Source organism: Sphingorhabdus sp. M41, assembly GCF_001586275.1.
Taxonomy (GTDB): Bacteria; Pseudomonadota; Alphaproteobacteria; order Sphingomonadales; family Sphingomonadaceae; genus Parasphingorhabdus.
The window spans coordinates 832,501-850,056 of record NZ_CP014545.1; the positions used below are offsets into that span (position 1 = coordinate 832,501).

At 56.9% G+C, this 17,556-nt stretch carries 8 protein-coding genes, 1 tRNA gene, 2 rRNA genes and 1 pseudogene (1 of these 12 only partly in view); 10 read left to right on the forward strand and 2 right to left on the reverse strand.

Features of this window, described 5'->3' with window-relative positions:
- From AZE99_RS03990 to AZE99_RS04020, 7 genes and pseudogenes are all read left to right on the forward strand, one after another.
- Positions 1–1,017, forward strand: a 23S ribosomal RNA gene (locus tag AZE99_RS03990) (it extends 1,786 nt beyond the left edge of the window).
- Positions 1,018–1,174: 157 nt separating this feature from the next.
- A 5S ribosomal RNA gene (gene rrf, locus AZE99_RS03995) occupies positions 1,175–1,289 on the forward strand.
- Positions 1,290–1,422: 133 nt separating this feature from the next.
- Positions 1,423–1,499, forward strand: a tRNA-Met gene (locus AZE99_RS04000).
- 129 nt (positions 1,500–1,628) lie between these two features.
- A pseudogene (locus AZE99_RS04005) lies at positions 1,629–2,330 on the forward strand (alpha/beta fold hydrolase); the annotation flags it as partial.
- Positions 2,331–2,592: 262 nt separating this feature from the next.
- The gene (locus tag AZE99_RS04010; RefSeq protein ID WP_156472100.1) at positions 2,593–3,207 is read left to right on the forward strand and encodes a hypothetical protein; all 615 of its coding nucleotides are present in this window, start codon (positions 2,593–2,595) and stop codon (positions 3,205–3,207) included.
- Positions 3,208–3,258: 51 nt separating this feature from the next.
- The gene (locus AZE99_RS04015; protein ID WP_067198273.1) at positions 3,259–3,789 is read left to right on the forward strand and encodes a hypothetical protein; all 531 of its coding nucleotides are present in this window, start codon (positions 3,259–3,261) and stop codon (positions 3,787–3,789) included.
- Between the two features lie 51 nt (positions 3,790–3,840).
- Positions 3,841–4,800: a FecR family protein gene (locus AZE99_RS04020; protein WP_067198275.1), complete on the forward strand. Its 960-nt coding sequence runs from the start codon at positions 3,841–3,843 to the stop codon at positions 4,798–4,800.
- A gap of 332 nt (positions 4,801–5,132) precedes the next feature.
- Here the strand turns inward: AZE99_RS04020 and AZE99_RS04025 are convergent, their stop codons facing one another.
- Both AZE99_RS04025 and gltB read right to left on the reverse strand, forming a co-directional pair.
- Positions 5,133–6,569 carry a glutamate synthase subunit beta gene (locus AZE99_RS04025; protein ID WP_067198277.1) on the reverse strand — a complete coding sequence of 479 codons (1,437 nt, stop codon included), beginning with the start codon at positions 6,567–6,569 and terminating at the stop codon, positions 5,133–5,135.
- Between the two features lie 21 nt (positions 6,570–6,590).
- A complete protein-coding gene (gene gltB, locus AZE99_RS04030; protein ID WP_067198278.1) occupies positions 6,591–11,243 on the reverse strand; it encodes a glutamate synthase large subunit in 4,653 nt (1,550 codons plus the stop codon).
- Positions 11,244–11,546: 303 nt separating this feature from the next.
- Here gltB and AZE99_RS04035 point away from each other — a divergent pair, with 303 nt between their 5' ends.
- From AZE99_RS04035 to AZE99_RS04045, 3 genes are all read left to right on the forward strand, one after another.
- Positions 11,547–12,497 carry an XdhC family protein gene (locus tag AZE99_RS04035; RefSeq protein ID WP_067198280.1) on the forward strand — a complete coding sequence of 317 codons (951 nt, stop codon included), beginning with the start codon at positions 11,547–11,549 and terminating at the stop codon, positions 12,495–12,497.
- An 84-nt stretch (positions 12,498–12,581) separates the two neighbouring features.
- Positions 12,582–15,788, forward strand: a complete 3,207-nt coding sequence (locus tag AZE99_RS04040) for an amidohydrolase family protein (RefSeq protein WP_067203258.1) — start codon at positions 12,582–12,584, stop codon at positions 15,786–15,788.
- Positions 15,789–16,066: 278 nt separating this feature from the next.
- Entirely contained in the window at positions 16,067–17,314 is a 1,248-nt protein-coding gene (locus tag AZE99_RS04045) for a hypothetical protein (protein ID WP_067198282.1), read from the forward strand.
- Positions 17,315–17,556 lie beyond the last annotated feature (242 nt).

The following is a 17,556-nucleotide window of genomic DNA, read 5'->3' on the forward strand; positions in this document are numbered from 1 at the left end:
AGGAGTGCAAGCTCTGAATTGAAGCCCGAGTAAACGGCGGCCGTAACTATAACGGTCCTAAGGTAGCGAAATTCCTTGTCGGGTAAGTTCCGACCTGCACGAATGGCGTAACGACTTCCCCACTGTCTCCAGGATATGCTCAGCGAAATTGAATTCTCCGTGAAGATGCGGAGTACCCGCGGTTAGACGGAAAGACCCCGTGCACCTTTACTGCAGCTTCAGAGTGGCATTAGGAAAGAATTGTGTAGAATAGGTGGGAGGCTTTGAAACTTGGGCGCCAGTCCGAGTGGAGCCATAATGTGAAATACCACCCTATTGTTTTCTGGTGTCTAACTTCGATCCGTTATCCGGATCAGGGACCCTCTGTGGCGGGTAGTTTGACTGGGGCGGTCGCCTCCTAAAGAGTAACGGAGGCGCGCGATGGTTGGCTCAGGACGGTTGGAAACCGTCTGTTAGAGTGCAATGGCATAAGCCAGCCTGACTGCGAGACTGACAAGTCGAGCAGAGACGAAAGTCGGTCATAGTGATCCGGTGGTCCCTCGTGGAAGGGCCATCGCTCAACGGATAAAAGGTACGCCGGGGATAACAGGCTGATGATTCCCAAGAGCTCATATCGACGGAATCGTTTGGCACCTCGATGTCGGCTCATCACATCCTGGGGCTGGAGCAGGTCCCAAGGGTTTGGCTGTTCGCCAATTAAAGTGGTACGTGAGCTGGGTTCAGAACGTCGCGAGACAGTTTGGTCCCTATCTGCCGTGGGCGTCGATAATTGAGAGGAGTTGACCCTAGTACGAGAGGACCGGGTTGAACATACCTCTGGTGTACCAGTCATGCCGCCAGGCGTGCAGCTGGGTAGCTATGTATGGACGGGATAACCGCTGAAAGCATCTAAGCGGGAAGCCTCCCTCGAGATAAGTTATCATAGAGTCGTGGAAGACCACCACGTTGATAGGCTGGGTGTGGAAGTGCGGTAACGCATGAAGCTAACCAGTCCTAATTACTCAATTCGCGCTTGTAGAATCCCGCCATCAACAACAATGTTGGAAAGCATTTTGTCGATGAACGGACAATTAAGCTCGGCCCATGGTCAACATGCACGGTATCAAACCCCGTGCATCATCTTGCCACATCGATTAAAAGACCCGTGATTACAGCTTATGCGCCTGCTTCATTGCTTGGTGGCCATAGCGCCTGTGCCCCACCCGATCCCATCTCGAACTCGGCCGTGAAACCAGGTTGCGCCGATGGTACTTTGTCTCAAGGCATGGAAGAGTAGGACGTCGCCAGGCATTGCAGCAGGCGCATAGACTATAGTCACGTGGAAATAACCCATTCACCTTTTCAAAAGCGGCCTGTCCCTCAAAGGGCCGGCCGCTTTTTTGATTCTCTGGACCGGCACATTAGCCAAACCAGAAACGTTGGCGCGGGATGGAGCAGTCCGGTAGCTCGTCAGGCTCATAACCTGAAGGTCGTAGGTTCAAATCCTACTCCCGCAACCAACAAACTCAATATATTCAAATCATTACAAGCCTCGCTGTCACCAGTGAGGCTTTTTTGCGTTCGACCTGTAAGCGTATAGGAAGCAGGATTGAGCGCCCTTATGGGCAACCGGGAGTAGGCTAGGCTTCGGCAATTCGGATAATCTGAAGGACATTGATAACGAACAGCTACTGGACCAGGTCGCGGCCGATATTCAGGAACTGATCAATCATCTCGGTATTTCGAAAGCCGAGATTGCCGGACAGACGATTGGAGCCGTCTTCGCTTTGCGCTTTGCTCGCGTCTATCCAGCCTCGGTCACCAGCCTGTTCGCCATTTCACGCGCGCCGGCATGGCGAGAAGAATGGGCGGCACAAATGCCAAAGCGTCAGCGCTTCATATTAGGCCTCGCCAAGCATATGCCGCAACTCTTGCCGCTCATCATGCGAGCCACGGTTGCCTTTATGGACAAGGGCCATGCAAAAAAACTGGTGCTTTCGTCATGCCAGATTAGCGCCGCGGATATGCAGGCTTTGAGAAATGCCGAAATTCTCGGGCTGATGGCCAAGGGATGTGAAGAAGGGCTGAAGCAGGATGTCGAGCCATTTTGCCGGGATTGCCAGCTGGCGATCATGGATTTTAGCGACGAAGCGAAGCTTCTGAAGAGGCCTTCTCACATTCTGCAGGGCGACCTCGATCAAATTGTAGACATATCGCAGTCCAAATATTTTGTGGCCAATGTTCCCGGTACGACACTGGAAATAGTCAAGGGAGCAGGACAGCTGCTGATATATAGCCACTGGGACCATGTCTTCAGAGCGATTAGAAAAAGCAAAAAGAACAGCAACTAATTGTGGCTTGTACCCAATATTGGGTATGACGGGTTTCGCCGGTCGAGCTATAGGATCCTTGGTCTGTGGAGCAGAGCCTATGCAAAAATATCTAGTCTGTGCGATTGTCTTGGCGGCCCTCTCCGGGTGCTCCGAAAACTCCCGTGCTTTTGACGAAGTTCCCGGCAATCGAGTCCAAATGGCGGAGCTGGCAAGCACAGATTCGAAAAGGAGCGATGCCGGCGGGCAGTCCCTCTGTCCCGACGACGGACCGGTCCTGCCTATGACAGGGATTTGCGAAGGCCGCGCGACCAATTATCTCAACATAGTAGATGGCGATGCACCGCAGCTTCCCGATAATTGCCACTGGTCGGTCAACGAAACCGCCGTAGCAGATCAACTTCTGCTCTATCTCGCCGCGACTTGCGATGGTAAAAAAGCCGAGCTTGGATTTGCTGGCGGCGCACATTTTGCCGAACTCAACCTGGCCTGGTCTGCGGTAGCGAATGAATCGCTGGAAGATACGGTTTTGATCCGCATTGGTAGCGCCGAACCCGGTCGCCCGTATCAAAATATCCTATTTTATGCTCAAGATGCGATGGATGATTCCGCCGCTGCCGAACAATGTATGGTCCGTCCGGCAGGAGTGGACGGATGGCCTGCCGACGCCATGGTCATTGATGTCAGCCCGGAAGAGGCGGCGAAAGCTCCAAGTGACGAACCGCGGACCGCTTGTGGCATGTTTGGACTTGATCAGGATAATTCGTCTTATTGGCGGGTGTTCCAGGGCTATAGCTGGTGGTTTCAGTTATCGCAGGATGCTTACCAGGATATAGATCCACGCTCCTTGACGCTTGTCCAACCGGACGGGACAGGTGGCTGGATGACGGTCGAATGAATTTGTCTGCACGTTAAACGGGTCCAATGGAAAATGAGGGAATAACGAGATATGTCCAAGAAAATCACTGTCGGTCTGATCGCGATGTTGGCTTTGTCCGCCTGCGGGGACGCAAAAGACGAAGGCGAGACTGACAGGATCGCTACCCAGCCGGACTCGACCGCTGAAGGCAACCATGAAACGGCGGACGCGATAAAAAGCCCAGAGACGGCGCCTGTAGAAACCAAGCAAAGCAAGGTGAGCGATAAAGCAGATCAATCGAACTCGTCGGTCAAATCTGATTCCGGGTTAAAAACTGCCGATTGCAAAATCACGTCCATACCGGGGGACACCCACTATAAGGGTGACTGCGATTTTCTTCCTCACGGGGGAGGGAGCTTCACGGTCAAGCGGTCCAATGGCCAATCATTTGTCGATGGCGTTACCGCCTTTGTTTTGGAACTTGATACCAAAACCGCAGCCGGGCTTTCCGTTCGGGATGCCAATGGTGATCTGACCTATCTGGGCACAGCCGAAAAATCCACCATCGACGGGGCCTGCTGGGAAAGCGAAAACCATTCAGTCTGTGCTTATGCGAAGTGAATCTCCGGCACCTTGATGATCACCTCACCGCTATTGGCTCAAACCGTAGGGATGAACTCTGCCATTCGGAACAATGTTGCGGTTCAGCAAACGGCAGGCGCGACAGCCCAGAAAGCGCGGATCAGACAGCCCGTCAAGATGCGCAATGTCATTACCACTCAGGCTGCGAGCACGCTTCAGATCACATTGCTGGACAGATCATCGCTGACCGTTGGTCCGAATGCCCGGTTAACCGTCAATCGCTTTGTTTATGACCCAAAGACAAAATCCAGCTCCGTTGGTACTACGGTGGTCAAGGGCACCTTGCGCTTTTTATCCGGCAAGTCGGCACGCGGCGGGCGGAACAGCATCAACACCCCCGCTGCCTCAATTGGTGTCAGAGGGACAATGGTGGAACTGGCCGTCGGTGAAGACGCTATCACAATCGGTAAACTGCAGGCTGGCCTAGCGATGGGTAGCAATGTTGATCCCCAAACTGCTTCTCTGATCGTCCTCCGGGGCCCAGGGCCCAAAGCCCAGCTCGGAGAGAAAAGCGGTATTATTGACGTGACGGCAGCAGGCAAAACCGTAACGATCACGCAACCGGGAATAGCGGTCTTCGTGCCCTTTCTGGGCGCTGCCCCTTCCGCACCTTTCCAATTGTCAAACGGCGCATATGGCGGCTTTGACAATATGCTAAGAACAACGCCAAACGCTGGTGCGGCTTCTAGCCAACAGTCATCGAACCAGAACTCTAACACGGCGAACAATTCGGCTGGGGCGGAAAATACGGCGCCGGGTCAGGGCACAGAGGCATCACAGGGAGGCAGCACCGGCAATGCAGGCGCTGGTACATCTGGTTCAGCTGGCGGCACCGGTGCAGCAGGAGCCGGATCAGGTGCTGGAATTGGCGGCGGCGCACTTGGCGGAATATTAGGCGCTCTTGCTGCTGCGGGTCTGGTTGCGGTGGCTGCGGGCGGTTCGAACGATTCGAACGTTTCGGATGGGGACGATAATCCCGTCAGCCCATAATCTGGCTTGCCTCATATATTCGCGCTCAAGCCAAATTATTGCTGCAGCGGTGAGCGGGAAGTTAAGCGAAATTGTTCGCTCTATGACTTCTCGCTCGCACGGCCTCAATCTGGAAATTGACCTGACCGGTGACCAATTTGGCGCGGCCAATAGTGCCCCCGTTCAGGTCTATTAATTGGCGACCCCGTCCGCCTCAGTGGCTGCGGCGTTGAAGGCTCCGTGGCTCTGGCGTGACTGACAGGGAAATTGCTCAGGCCCGGCGCTGATGGCCGGGACTAGTTAAGCATTAACCTGCAAGTCGCTCCGACGCTGCTTCTAGAGCAAGGACGCGGTTAGCGCGGCAGTAAACTCTTTCCCATCAGCTCCAGGTCGACGGCGCGAGCGCACTGCCGGCCTTCGCGGATCGCCCAGACAACAAGACTCTGGCCCCGGCGCATATCGCCACAAGCGAAAACACCGCTTTTGCTGGTTTTGTAGCTTACGACATTGGCGGCAACATTGCCACGGGCGTCGAGCTCAACCTCCGATTGATCGACAAGCCCCATCTTGCGCGGGCCGACAAAGCCCATGGCAAGCAGGATCAGGTCGGCTTTGATGATGAACTCGCTTCCCGCGACTTCCTGCATCTGGCCATCCACCCATTCCAGGCGAACACATTCCAGGCCTTCGACATTTCCATTCGTTCCGACGACGCGCTTGGCGAGAATGGACCAGTCGCGTTCGCAACCTTCCAGATGGCTGGACGATGTGCGCAGTTTCAACGGCCAATCGGGCCATGAGAAAGTCTTGTCTTCTTTCTCGGGTGGCTTGGGCATGATTTCAATCTGGGTGACCGAAGCGGCGCCCTGGCGATTGGAGGTGCCGACACAATCCGACCCGGTGTCGCCGCCACCAATGACGATGACATGCTTGCCGGTAGCGGTAATAGTTCCGCGCGGTGCGGCCCGCATTTCGTCATCGCCTGCGTTGCGCTTGTTCTGCTGGGCCAGGAATTCCATCGCCAGGCGAACTCCGGCCATTTCATAGCCCGGGATATCCAGCGTCCGCGGCTTTTCTGCGCCACCGGACATGACCACGGCATCGTAATTTTCCTGCAGCGATTCCATGGAAACGGTTACGCCGACTTCGGCGCTGGTACGAAATTCGACGCCTTCCGCCTCCATCTGTACCAAGCGGCGATTGATCAGATGCTTTTCCATCTTGAAGTCGGGAATACCGTAGCGAAGCAAGCCGCCCATCCGGTCGTTCTTTTCAAACAGGGTGACATTATGTCCGGCGCGAGCCAGTTGCTGGGCGCAAGCCATGCCGGCAGGGCCAGAACCAACCACCGCAACCGATTTGCCGGTTTTTTCTTCGGCGATCTGGGGTGTGATCCAGCCTTCTTCCCATCCGCGATCGACAATCGCGCATTCGATGGATTTGATATTCACTGGCACATCATCGATGTTCAATGTGCAGGCGGCTTCGCAAGGAGCAGGGCAGATGCGGCCGGTAAATTCGGGGAAATTATTGGTCGACTGCAGCGTTTCGAGTGCCGTTTTCCAGTCTCCTTCATAGACCAGATTATTCCAGTCCGGGATGATGTTGTTCACCGGACAGCCGTTATGGCAATAAGGAATACCGCAATCCATGCAGCGAGCGGCCTGATTCTTGATTTCAGATTCCGGCAGCGGAATCGTGAATTCCTCATAATGCGTCAGCCGCTCCTTGGGATCGGCATAAGTCGCTTCTTTGCGATCAATCTCGAGAAAGCCTGTTACTTTACCCACGGTCTACTCCAATATCTTCAATTATTCTGCAGCAACGATAGCGTCGAGACGCTCGGCTTCGAGTTGTTTCAGCGCCGCGGAATAATCGCGCGGCATGACTTTCACGAAACGGCCAAGGGCCTCTTCCCAATTGTCGAGAAGTTCGCTTGCTCTCTTGCTGCCGGTATAAAGTTTATGACGTTCCAGCAAAATCCTTAGCCGGGCTGCATCATGATAGAGCATGTCACCCATGCCATAATCATTCACATCGACGGGAAGCTGTTGCGGTGGTGTGGTGCCTTCGCCATCATCGCCAGCGCCATCAATCGTCTCGATGTCCACCATCGCCATGTTGCAGCGCTGACGGAACAGTCCGTCCTCGTCATAGACATAGGCGACACCACCGGACATGCCGGCCGCGAAATTGCGCCCCGTCTTGCCCAGCACGGCAATTACGCCGCCGGTCATATATTCACAGCCATGATCGCCCGTGCCTTCGACAACCGCGACCGCGCCGCTATTCCGGACCGCGAAGCGCTCGCCCGCAACGCCGTTGAAATAGGCTTCACCGGCGACCGCGCCGTAGAGCACGGTGTTGCCGACAATGATATTCTCGGTTGGATTGCGATCGACATGGCCCGGCTGTTTGACCACCACACGGCCACCGGAAAGGCCCTTGCCGACATAATCATTGGCGTCGCCGACCAGTTCCGCCGTGATACCGTGCGCGAGAAAAGCCCCAAAGCTTTGTCCTGCAACACCTTCAAACGAAAGTTGAATAGTGTTGTTCGGCAGGCCGGCATGACCATATTTTTTCGCAACTTCGCCCGACAGCATGGCACCGACCGTCCGGTTGACGTTTTTCACTTTCCGTTCGATCTTGACGGTCTGGCCATTTTCAAGAGCCGGCATCGCAGCAGCAATCAGGTCTTTGTCCAGCGCTGCTTCGAGTCCGTGGTCTTGCGTTATCGTCTGATGCAGCGGCTCACCCTCGGCGAGTTCAACCTGATGCAGCAGGCGCGACAGATCAACGCCTTCCGCCTTCCAGTGATGCAGCGCCTTGTTCATGTTGATCCGGTCAACCCGGCCGACCATCTCCTCGATCGTCCGGAAGCCCATATCGGCCATGATCTGGCGCAGCTCTTCAGCGACGAAGAAGAAATAGTTGATCACATATTCCGGCTGGCCGGTGAATTTCTTGCGCAGTTCCGGGTTCTGCGTCGCAACGCCCACGGGGCAAGTGTTGAGATGACATTTGCGCATCATGATGCAGCCGGCAGCAATCAGCGGCGCAGTCGCAAAGCCGAATTCATCGGCACCCAACAGGGCGCCAATGGCAACATCGCGACCGGTACGCAGCCCGCCGTCGACCTGCACAGATATTCTCGAACGCAATCCGTTGAGCAACAGGGTCTGCTGGGTCTCGGCCAGGCCGATTTCCCATGGCGAACCGGCATGAGTCAGCGAGGTAAGAGGCGAAGCACCCGTGCCGCCGTCATAGCCGGAAATGGTCAGGTGATCGGCGCGTGCCTTGGAAACGCCCGCGGCAACCGTGCCGACGCCGACTTCGGAAACCAGCTTCACCGAAATGCGCGCACCGGTATTCACATTTTTCAGATCATGGATCAGCTGCGCCAAATCCTCGATCGAGTAGATGTCATGATGCGGTGGCGGAGAAATCAGGCCAACGCCCGGAGTCGAGTGGCGAACCTTGCCGATATTCTTGTCGACCTTGCTGCCCGGCAGCTGGCCGCCTTCGCCCGGCTTGGCACCCTGCGCCATCTTGATCTGGATATCATCTGCATTGACCAGATATTCCGCAGTAACGCCGAAACGGCCACTGGCGACCTGCTTGATCGCCGAACGCATGCTGTCGCCATTGTCCATCGGAATGAAACGATCCGGTTCTTCTCCGCCTTCACCGGTATTGGATTTTCCGCCAATCCGGTTCATCGCGATCGCCAGCGTCGTATGCGCTTCCCGGCTGATCGAGCCGAAGCTCATCGCGCCAGTGGCAAAGCGTTTCACGATTTCGGTCGCTGGCTCCACTTCGCTGATGTCGAGCGGCTCATTGGCCAAGGTCAGTTCCATCAGTCCGCGAATGGTCAGCAACCGTTCGCTCTGCTCATTGATGGATTGGGCAAATTCGGCATAATTCTTGGGGTCATTACCGCGCACGGCATGCTGCAAATTCGCGACATTGGCGGGCGTCCATGCATGTTCTTCGCCGCGGATCCGATAGCCATAGATGCCACCCACATCGAGCATATTCTTGTATATCGGATTATTGCCATAGGCTTCGCTATGCCGGAACACGGTTTCCCCGGCGATCTCTGCCAGCCCCACGCCTTCAATCATGGTTGCCGTACCGGTGAAATATTTCTCGATAAATTCACTGGACAGGCCAACCGCATCGAAAATCTGCGCACCGCAATAGCTTTGATAGGTCGAGATGCCCATTTTCGACATGACCTTCAAAATGCCCTTGCCGATCGCCTTGATATAATTCTGCTCGACCTGTTGCGTGGTCAGCGGCAGTTCGCGGCGCACGCGAATTTCCTCGAGCGTTTCGAAGGCCAGATAGGGATTTACCGCCTCTGCGCCATATCCCGCGAGCACGCAGAAATGGTGCACTTCGCGCGCTTCGCCGGTTTCGACGACGAGGCCGGTCTGCATCCGCAGGCCCTGACGAACCAGATGATGGTGAACGGCTGCAGTTGCCAGCAAGGCCGGCATGGCGATCCGGTCCGGTCCCTTGGCGCGGTCTGAAAGGATCAGAATATTGCGGTCGGCGAGCACGGCTTCTGTCGCCGCCCAGCACATTTCCTTGAGCGCCATCTCCAGGCCGTCCGCACCGCTTGCGGCATCCCAGCTGATGTCGATGGTTTCGGTCCGGAAGGCCCCATCCAGTGCGTCTTCAACCGAACGGATCTTCAGCAAATCGGCGTTGGTCAGTACCGGCTGGTCGACCTCGAGCCGCTTGTGCGTGCCTGCGTCATGGCCGAGCAAATTGGGGCGTGGCCCGATCATCGAGACCAGCGACATCACCAGTTCCTCGCGGATCGGATCGATCGGCGGGTTGGTCACCTGGGCGAAATTCTGTTTGAAATAGTCATATAGCAGGCGCGGTTTGCCGGACAGGACGGCAATCGGTGTGTCGGTTCCCATCGACCCGATCGGATCGATACCGTCACTCGCCATGGGTTCGAGGAATTTGGTGATATCTTCCTGGGTGAAGCCGAACGCCTGCTGTCGGTCGAGCAGCGCCGCAGGATTGTCCAGCCCGTTGGCTTTCGGAGCATCCACATCGTCGAGATCGTCGAGATCGAGATCCTTCAGATTATATTGGGTCGATTCCAGCCATTTCGCATAGGGCTTCGCCTTCGCGAGATCGGCCTTGATCTCTTCATCCTCGATGATCCGGCCCTGTTCCATGTCGATGAGCAGCATCTTGCCGGGCTGCAACCGCCATTTGCGAACGATATTGTCTTCCTTTACCGGAAGCACGCCGGATTCCGATGCCATGATCACATGGCCATCATCGGTGACACAGAAGCGGGCAGGGCGCAGCCCGTTGCGGTCCAGCGTCGCGCCAACCTGGCGTCCGTCGGTAAAGGCGACCGCGGCCGGCCCATCCCATGGTTCCATCAGGGCGGCGTGATATTCGTAAAAGGCTCTGCGGTCCGCATCCATCGTCGGATCGCCGGCCCAGGCTTCCGGAATCAGCATCATCACCGCATGGGGCAGGGAGTAGCCGCCCGCGACCAGCAGTTCCAGGGCGTTGTCGAGGCAGGCAGTGTCGGATTGACCGTGCGGGATCAGCGGCCACATCTTGTCGAGGTCGGCGCCCAAAAGGTCGGACTCCATGGTCCGGCGACGGGCATTCATCCAGTTGACATTGCCGCGTACCGTGTTGATCTCGCCATTATGGGCGATGAAGCGATAGGGGTGTGCTAATTTCCACGATGGGAATGTATTGGTGGAGAAGCGCTGATGGACCATCGCCACCGCAGACGTAGTGAGCGGATCGAGCAGGTCCTTGTAAAAGGACCCTACCTGATCGGCGAGCAACAGGCCTTTGTAGACAATCGTTCGGGTCGAAAAGGACGGCATGTAAAATTCGGACAGGCCGGGCATGCCGTTTTTCTCAGCGATACCATCGAGCGGATTATGGACCTGTTTGCGGATCGCCAGAATTTTGCGTTCAAATGCATCCTGATCGGCAATGGATTCGCCTTTGCCGACGATCGCCTGGCGAATCAGGGGCATCTGGTCGAGCACGGCTTTGCCTATGCCGGTCGTGTCGATCGGCACGTCGCGCCAGCCAATAAACACTTGCCCTTCTTTGGCGATGAAGCGCTCGAAATGGGCCGTAGCATATTCCGCTTCTGCCGGGTCCGAGGGGAGGAAGCACATCGCAACCGCATAGTCACCAGCCGCCGGCAGCGTCAGCTTATCCGAATCCGCCCAATCCCGCAGCAGAGCGTCAGGAATCTGCAACAAAATCCCGGCGCCATCGCCCAGAAGCGGGTCGGCACCAACAGCTCCGCGGTGATCAATGTTGACCAGAATCTCGAGGCCACGTTTGACCGTGAGATGTGATTTCTCACCCTCGATATTCGCGACAAAACCAACGCCACATGCGTCATGTTCGTTCTTTGAATCGTACAGGCCTTGCCGTGGCGGGAAACTCATATTCCGTCCTCATATTTCAATAGGATTTTTGTAATTAAAATGCTCCTAGATGGATTTTTATGTATTTTGAAGACAAGATTTCTGCAAGCGGGCAAAGAAACATTGCGTAAGCGTCAGTTGCCGCTACGGACAACCTGCGAACTTGGCGGAAATAGGGCGCGATCCCATGGTCATTGCCGTTGTTGAAACCGGTGCCGTCACGGCTTCTTCGCCTCCAGCCAGTATGGCGATTGCCGAAATTGTCCGTATGAGGCATGAACCCGTCCGTCGGGTTTATATCGACAAGCTGCAGGACCGTCACGTTTGAACAATATTTTGCCCATCTTCGATTTTCTGCAGGTAAAAGCGGCAGCGAACCAGAAAACAGTCTTGATCACGCTGATCGCGGTAACGGGTGCGTCTACGCGCAATCCGGGCGCGCATATGGCCGTGGCAGAGGATGGCTCGTCGACGGGCTCTTTCTCCGGTGGTTGTGTGGAGGCCGCTGTGGTTGCCGAAGCGCTGGACGTGATCAATGCGGGGAAGCCGCGCGAGATCAGATTTGGTTCCGACTCTCCCTATCTTGATATCCGGCTGCCATGCGGCGGCGGCATCGACCTGCTGTTCACCCCGATAGCGGATCGCACGATTGTCCCCGATATTTTTGGCCGGATTGAACGGCGTGAGCCATTGACGCTCATTCTCGATAGCGAAAATGCTGATATCCGCTGCGAAGCAGAATCGGCGCACCGGACGTCGGTGGAGCGTTCGGGTTCGCAGATCTTGGTGCACCATCTCCCAGCAGCCAAGCTGAACATTTTGGGACACGGGCCATCGGTCGAAAGCCTGGTCAGACTGTCGAACAGCTATGGCATTGACTGTGCCGTTCTGTCTCCAGACCCCGGTGTGATAGATGCTGTTGAGGCCTTGGCGACGACCACCGATCTGCTGAAAACGCCGCAAGCGAAAACGCTGCTCGATCCTGATCCATGGACGGCCTGCATTTTCTATTTTCACGATCATGACTGGGAGGCGCATCTCATGAAGCAAGCCCTGTCTTCCCCGGCCTTTTTTGTCGGCGCAATGGGCAGCCGCAAAACCCACACACTACGGTTGCAATATCTGGCCGACATCGGTGTTTCGGCGGAACAGAGTTCACAAATGGTTGCGCCAATTGGACTGATCCCGTCCACCCGGGACCCGGCGACATTGGCCTTGTCGACTTTGGCGCAGGTGGTGGAGAGCTATCACCGGCACTTCGGTTTCAAGACATAGTCTCCAGACGCTGTTCTTTGTTTCTTCCGAAGAAAAACTGGAATAGACGATGGAAATCAGTGGATGTTGATTCCGGGGAATATCATGAAATATAGTCTTGTTACGGTTCTTGCGACGTTGCTCTTTTCAGGTGCAGCGCTGGCGCAGGACAATCCCAAAAAATCCGAAAAGGACAAATGGGATGTCAACGCGCCTACTGGCGCAACGATTAAACAGGTTCCGATCAACGTTGACGAGGGGAGCTGGATCGATGTCGATGTCAGCCCTGACGGCCAGAGCATTGCCTTTGCCTTGCTCGGCGATATTTACACCATGCCGATTTCAGGCGGAACGCCGACCCGGATCGCCGAAGGCCTGGCTTGGGAAGTACAGCCGCGTTTTTCCCCCGACGGCAAGCGCATTGCCTTTACCTCGGATCGTGCCGGGGGTGACAATATCTGGATCATGAACCGGGATGGCAGCGACAAGAAACAGGTCACCAAGGAAGAATTCCGTTTGCTCAACCAGCCGAGCTGGAGCCCCGACGGCCGCTATGTCGTGGCGAAAAAGCATTTCACCACCCAGCGCTCTCTGGGCACCGGCGAAATCTGGATTTATCACGTGTCCGGCGGTGGCGGGGTGCAACTGGTCAAGAAACCCAGCGAAAAGCATCAGAAGGAACTCGGCGAACCAATTTACGCTCCCGACGGCAAGTCGGTCTATTATACGAAGAATATCACGCCCGGTGGCACGTTCATCTATGCGCAGGACAGCAACAGCGACCTGTTCAATATCGAAAAATATGATCTGGAATCGGGTGAGGTTATCACTGCTGTATCCGGTCTAGGCGGTTCCGTACGTCCAAACCCTTCCCCCGACGGCAAGAAAATCGCCTTCGTCCGCCGCGAGATGACTCAGTCCAAACTTTATGTAAAAGATCTGGAATCCGGGATCGAACGCAAGATCTATGACGATCTTGATCAGGATGTGCAGGAAACCTGGGCAGTCACCGGCGTCTATCCGAATATGGACTGGACGCCCGACAGCCGCGAGATCGTCTTCTGGGCGGGTGGCAAGATCCGCCGGGTCGCCGCTGACGGCGGCACCTCGTCGATCATCCCGTTTCAAGTCAGCGACAGTCGTGGCGTCGCCGATGCCCCGCATCCGACAATCCCTGTAGCACCCGACAGCTTTACCACAAAAATGCCGCGCTTCGCTGCGGTGTCGCCGGACGGCCGGACCGTTGTTTTCGAAAGCCTCGGCAAGCTTTACAGCAAACCGATGAGCGGCGGGTCCGCCAAGCGGCTGACCAGTGGTTCGGAACTAGAGCTTTTTCCTTCCTGGTCGCGCGATGGCCGCTCGATCGTATTTGTCGGCTGGACCGACGCCGGACTGGGCCAGATCAAGATGGTTTCAGCAAGCGGCGGTTCGCCGCGCACCGTCACCAACCGGCCCGGCCACTACGCCCGCCCGCATTTTTCTCCTGACGGCAAGACCATCGTCTTCGAGATGAAGGATGGCGGCTATATGACCTCGCCCAAATGGTCGGTCGAGGATGGTGTCTACCGCGTGCCGGCCAGCGGCGGATCCCCCGTGCGCGTGGTCAAGGGTGCAGCCGGGCCGCAATATGGCGCGACCAGCGAGCGGATTTTCATGCTGCAGAATGAAGAAGACCAGCGCATCCTGATCAGCACCGATCTGAATGGCGAAGCCAAGCGCACCCATGCCAAGGGCGATCTGACCAACGACTATATCGTGTCGCCCGATGGCCTGAATGTCGCGTTCCGGCAAAGCTATGAAGCCTATGTCATGCCGCTGATGCCTGGCACCCAGGCAGTAGAGATCAGCCCGACCAGCACATCGCTGCCGGTCACGCGGGTCAGCGCCAATGGTGCCGACTATATCAACTGGTCCGACAATGGGCAGAAGCTGCACTGGAGCATCGGGCCGATGGTCTATTCGGCCACGACCAGCGCGCTGTTCCCCAATGCTCCCGCCGCGAAGGACGCGCCTAAATATCAGCCGCCAACCAGCGGCATCTCGCTCGAACGGACGATTGCTGCCGACAAGCCTTCGGGAACGGTTGCGCTCGCCGGCGCGCGGATTGTCACCATGGCGGGCGAAAATGGCGGGATCATCGATGATGGCGTGATCGTCATTCAGGGCAATCGCATCGCCGCTGTCGGCCCGCGCGGCGCGGTCAGTATCCCGGCTGGGGCGACCACCGTGGATGTCACCGGCAAGACCATCATTCCCGGCCTGATCGACGCGCACGCGCACGGCCCGCAGGGCAGCGACGAACTGGTGCCGCAGCAAAACTGGTCGCTGTTGCAAAATCTCGCGCTCGGCACGACCACGATCCACGATCCGTCGAGCCGCGCCAGCGAGATATTTGTCGCGGGCGAGATGCAGCGCGCCGGGATGATCCTCGGTCCGCGCATTTTCTCGACCGGCGAGATTGTCTATGGCGCGAAAGCCGCCGACGTCTATGCCGAGATCAACAATCTCGACGACGCGCTTGCCCATGTTCGCCGGCTGAAGGCGCAGGGTGGCCACAGCGTCAAGAATTACAACCAGCCGCGCCGCGAACAACGGCAGCAGGTGGTCGAGGCCGCGCGGCAGGAAAATATGCTGGTCGTGGCCGAAGGCGGTTCCCTTTTCGGCATGGACATGGCGCTGGTCGCCGACGGCAATTCGACGCTGGAACATAATATCCCGCTTGAGATTTTCTACGACGATGTCGTGCAGATGTTCTCGCAGTCGCAGACCAACTATACGCCGACCCTCGTGGTCAGCTATGGCGGTCTGGCCGGCGATCCTTACTGGCGTCAGGCCACCAACGTCTGGGAAAACCCGCTGCTCGTCCATACTCCGCCAACCATCTTGGCGGCAGATACGGTCCGCCGTACCACAGCGCCGGTAAGCAATTTTGTCGATGACGACAATGCCCGCGAAGCCAAAAAGCTGGCCGATGCCGGGGTGAAGGTCTCGATCGGTGCGCATGGCCAGCAAGCCGGTATCGGCAGTCACTGGGAACTCTGGTCCTTCGTCCGCGGCGGCATGAGCCCGGTGGAAGCGCTGGCGACCGGCACCATCGCCTCTGCCCAGTCGCTTGGCATGGCCAGTGAAATCGGTTCTCTCGAAGCGGGCAAGCTTGCCGATCTGTTGGTCCTCGACGCCGACCCCACTGCCGATATCCGCAACAGCGACAGGATCAATCGGGTGATGCTCAACGGCCGGCTCTACGATCCGCTGACAATGAACGAGGTCGTGACGGGATCCAGGAAACGCGCGGCTTATTGGTGGGAGTGACAGGTTGGGCGGTTGGCAACAGCCACAACCGTCACCCTGTTCATAAGGCCATGATCGCCAACATCCCGCCTAAAAGAACATATCTTCTTTAATTATTCAATTAAAGTCACGGTAATTGGATGAACGCCAGTTTAACAGACGTGTGAATTCGGTGAACGCCGAATGAATAGCGCGTTCAGGAACTCCGTTCGTCTCCTTTTTCAGCTCATACTGTCCCTCAGGCGGGATATTATGATCATCCTCATGTGTTGATTGTTCACCACATTAGGAGAAATGAAATGACCAATAGCATCAAGATGACCAAAAGCATCAGTGCGCCCCGGAGTGAAGGTCTGCAGCTGAAAACCGCTGACAATCTGTCCATGATCAGCATGTTGGCGATTTCGGTCAGCATGGCCGCTGGGCCCGCGCAGGCTCAGGAAATGACAGCGCCGGCTATGATTTCGCCGGTACAGGCACCACCGGCCATCACGCCGCAGCCTGCACCGACGACCCCGACAATTGCCGCACCTCCGGCAAGCAGCCCGGCTACCGTGAAGACGGCGACTAAGCCGTCCGTGACTGAGGAGCGCGCCGATGATCTTGCAAGCAAGGGCGGTTTCGACGCCGCAACCGTAGCACCTGAAGCGTTGGCCCAAATTGACAAAGAACAGCAGGAACGGAAGGCAGCAGCAGCAAAGGCTGCAGCAGCATCAGCCAGAGCGCCGGTCAAGACATCGACGCGCGCCAGCAGCGGCTTCAATACCGCCAGCATGGCCTCCAATAGTCCCGCAGATAGCCGGATTGCGGCGCAGCAGCCTGGTGCCATGGCGGGAATGACGCCCACCCCGGCTTTCGGGGCGGAAGGCGCACCCGCAACGAGTGCGGCAATCCCGAATAATATAACCACGCCGGAGACTGCGGCATCGACCGAAGCTTTCCGCGGTGAAACCGATACCGACTGGAACCTGCTTGCTGCACTGGCAGCTTTGCTCGGCGTCGGCGGTGCCGGTGCCTATGCCGCCAGCCGTCGCCGCAAAAGCAAAGGTCGGGCAGCAACCGCCGAGCGTGGCGCCAATCCCCTTCCTGCTTCGCTAAGCGCGGCAACGCTGTCAGAGGCGCGCCAGGATAGGGTCGAGCCACTGGCCCGGCCAACTGTCGACGCCGAGCAGACCGCTGTGCAGTCGCTTGAGAGCAGGGCGACGACCAAGGCGGATTTTGCCGAATTTGTCGCGAGCATGCCGGCATTTGAGACGCCGCTCGACCAGGCCAATAGCAGCGCGACACTTGGTCAGCGGCGTGTCGCAGCAGCGCCAAGGCCCTATCTGGCCAAAGCTGACCTGTCCCGCACGGCAGGATATTTTACGGCCAATGTCGACGCCATGCCGACTCCGCAAAACCCCTTCCTGACGCGGCAAAAGCGTTTGAAACGTGCCCGGTTCCTTGACGAAAAACTGTCCGGCACCAAATCGTCCAGGAGCGCTGGCCGGACAAATATAATTGGCAGAATGACAGTGTCGCGCGCGTTGGAACCGGCTTTTAGCTAAGACCGTTGCTCACCGCCGACGAGACAGGGTGATCCGTTAATTCGGGTCACCTTTTTTTTGTCTCAATAATCGCATCCGCGCCACCGCTCACGCGGATCGTCAGACCTTAATCGGTAGGCCCGTTTGACGTATATGATGCACGATCAGAAAAAAGACGGGAGGCTGTCGCATTGGGCTTCCGGGGAAATAAGAATGATGTTGCAAGACTTGGCTCCGCGCGAACTGTTTCCACATCAGGCCGT

Excerpts from the sequence above, each read along its gene's own strand:
- AZE99_RS04010 (WP_156472100.1), top strand. The coding sequence starts at position 2,593 with ATGACAGGGATTTGCGAAGGCCGCGCGACCAATTATCTCAACATAGTA.
- AZE99_RS04015 (WP_067198273.1), top strand. The coding sequence starts at position 3,259 with ATGTCCAAGAAAATCACTGTCGGTCTGATCGCGATGTTGGCTTTGTCC.
- AZE99_RS04020 (WP_067198275.1), top strand. The coding sequence starts at position 3,841 with ATGAACTCTGCCATTCGGAACAATGTTGCGGTTCAGCAAACGGCAGGC.
- gltB (WP_067198278.1), bottom strand. The coding sequence starts at position 11,243 with ATGAGTTTCCCGCCACGGCAAGGCCTGTACGATTCAAAGAACGAACAT.
- AZE99_RS04040 (WP_067203258.1), top strand. The coding sequence starts at position 12,582 with ATGAAATATAGTCTTGTTACGGTTCTTGCGACGTTGCTCTTTTCAGGT.
- AZE99_RS04045 (WP_067198282.1), top strand. The coding sequence starts at position 16,067 with ATGACCAATAGCATCAAGATGACCAAAAGCATCAGTGCGCCCCGGAGT.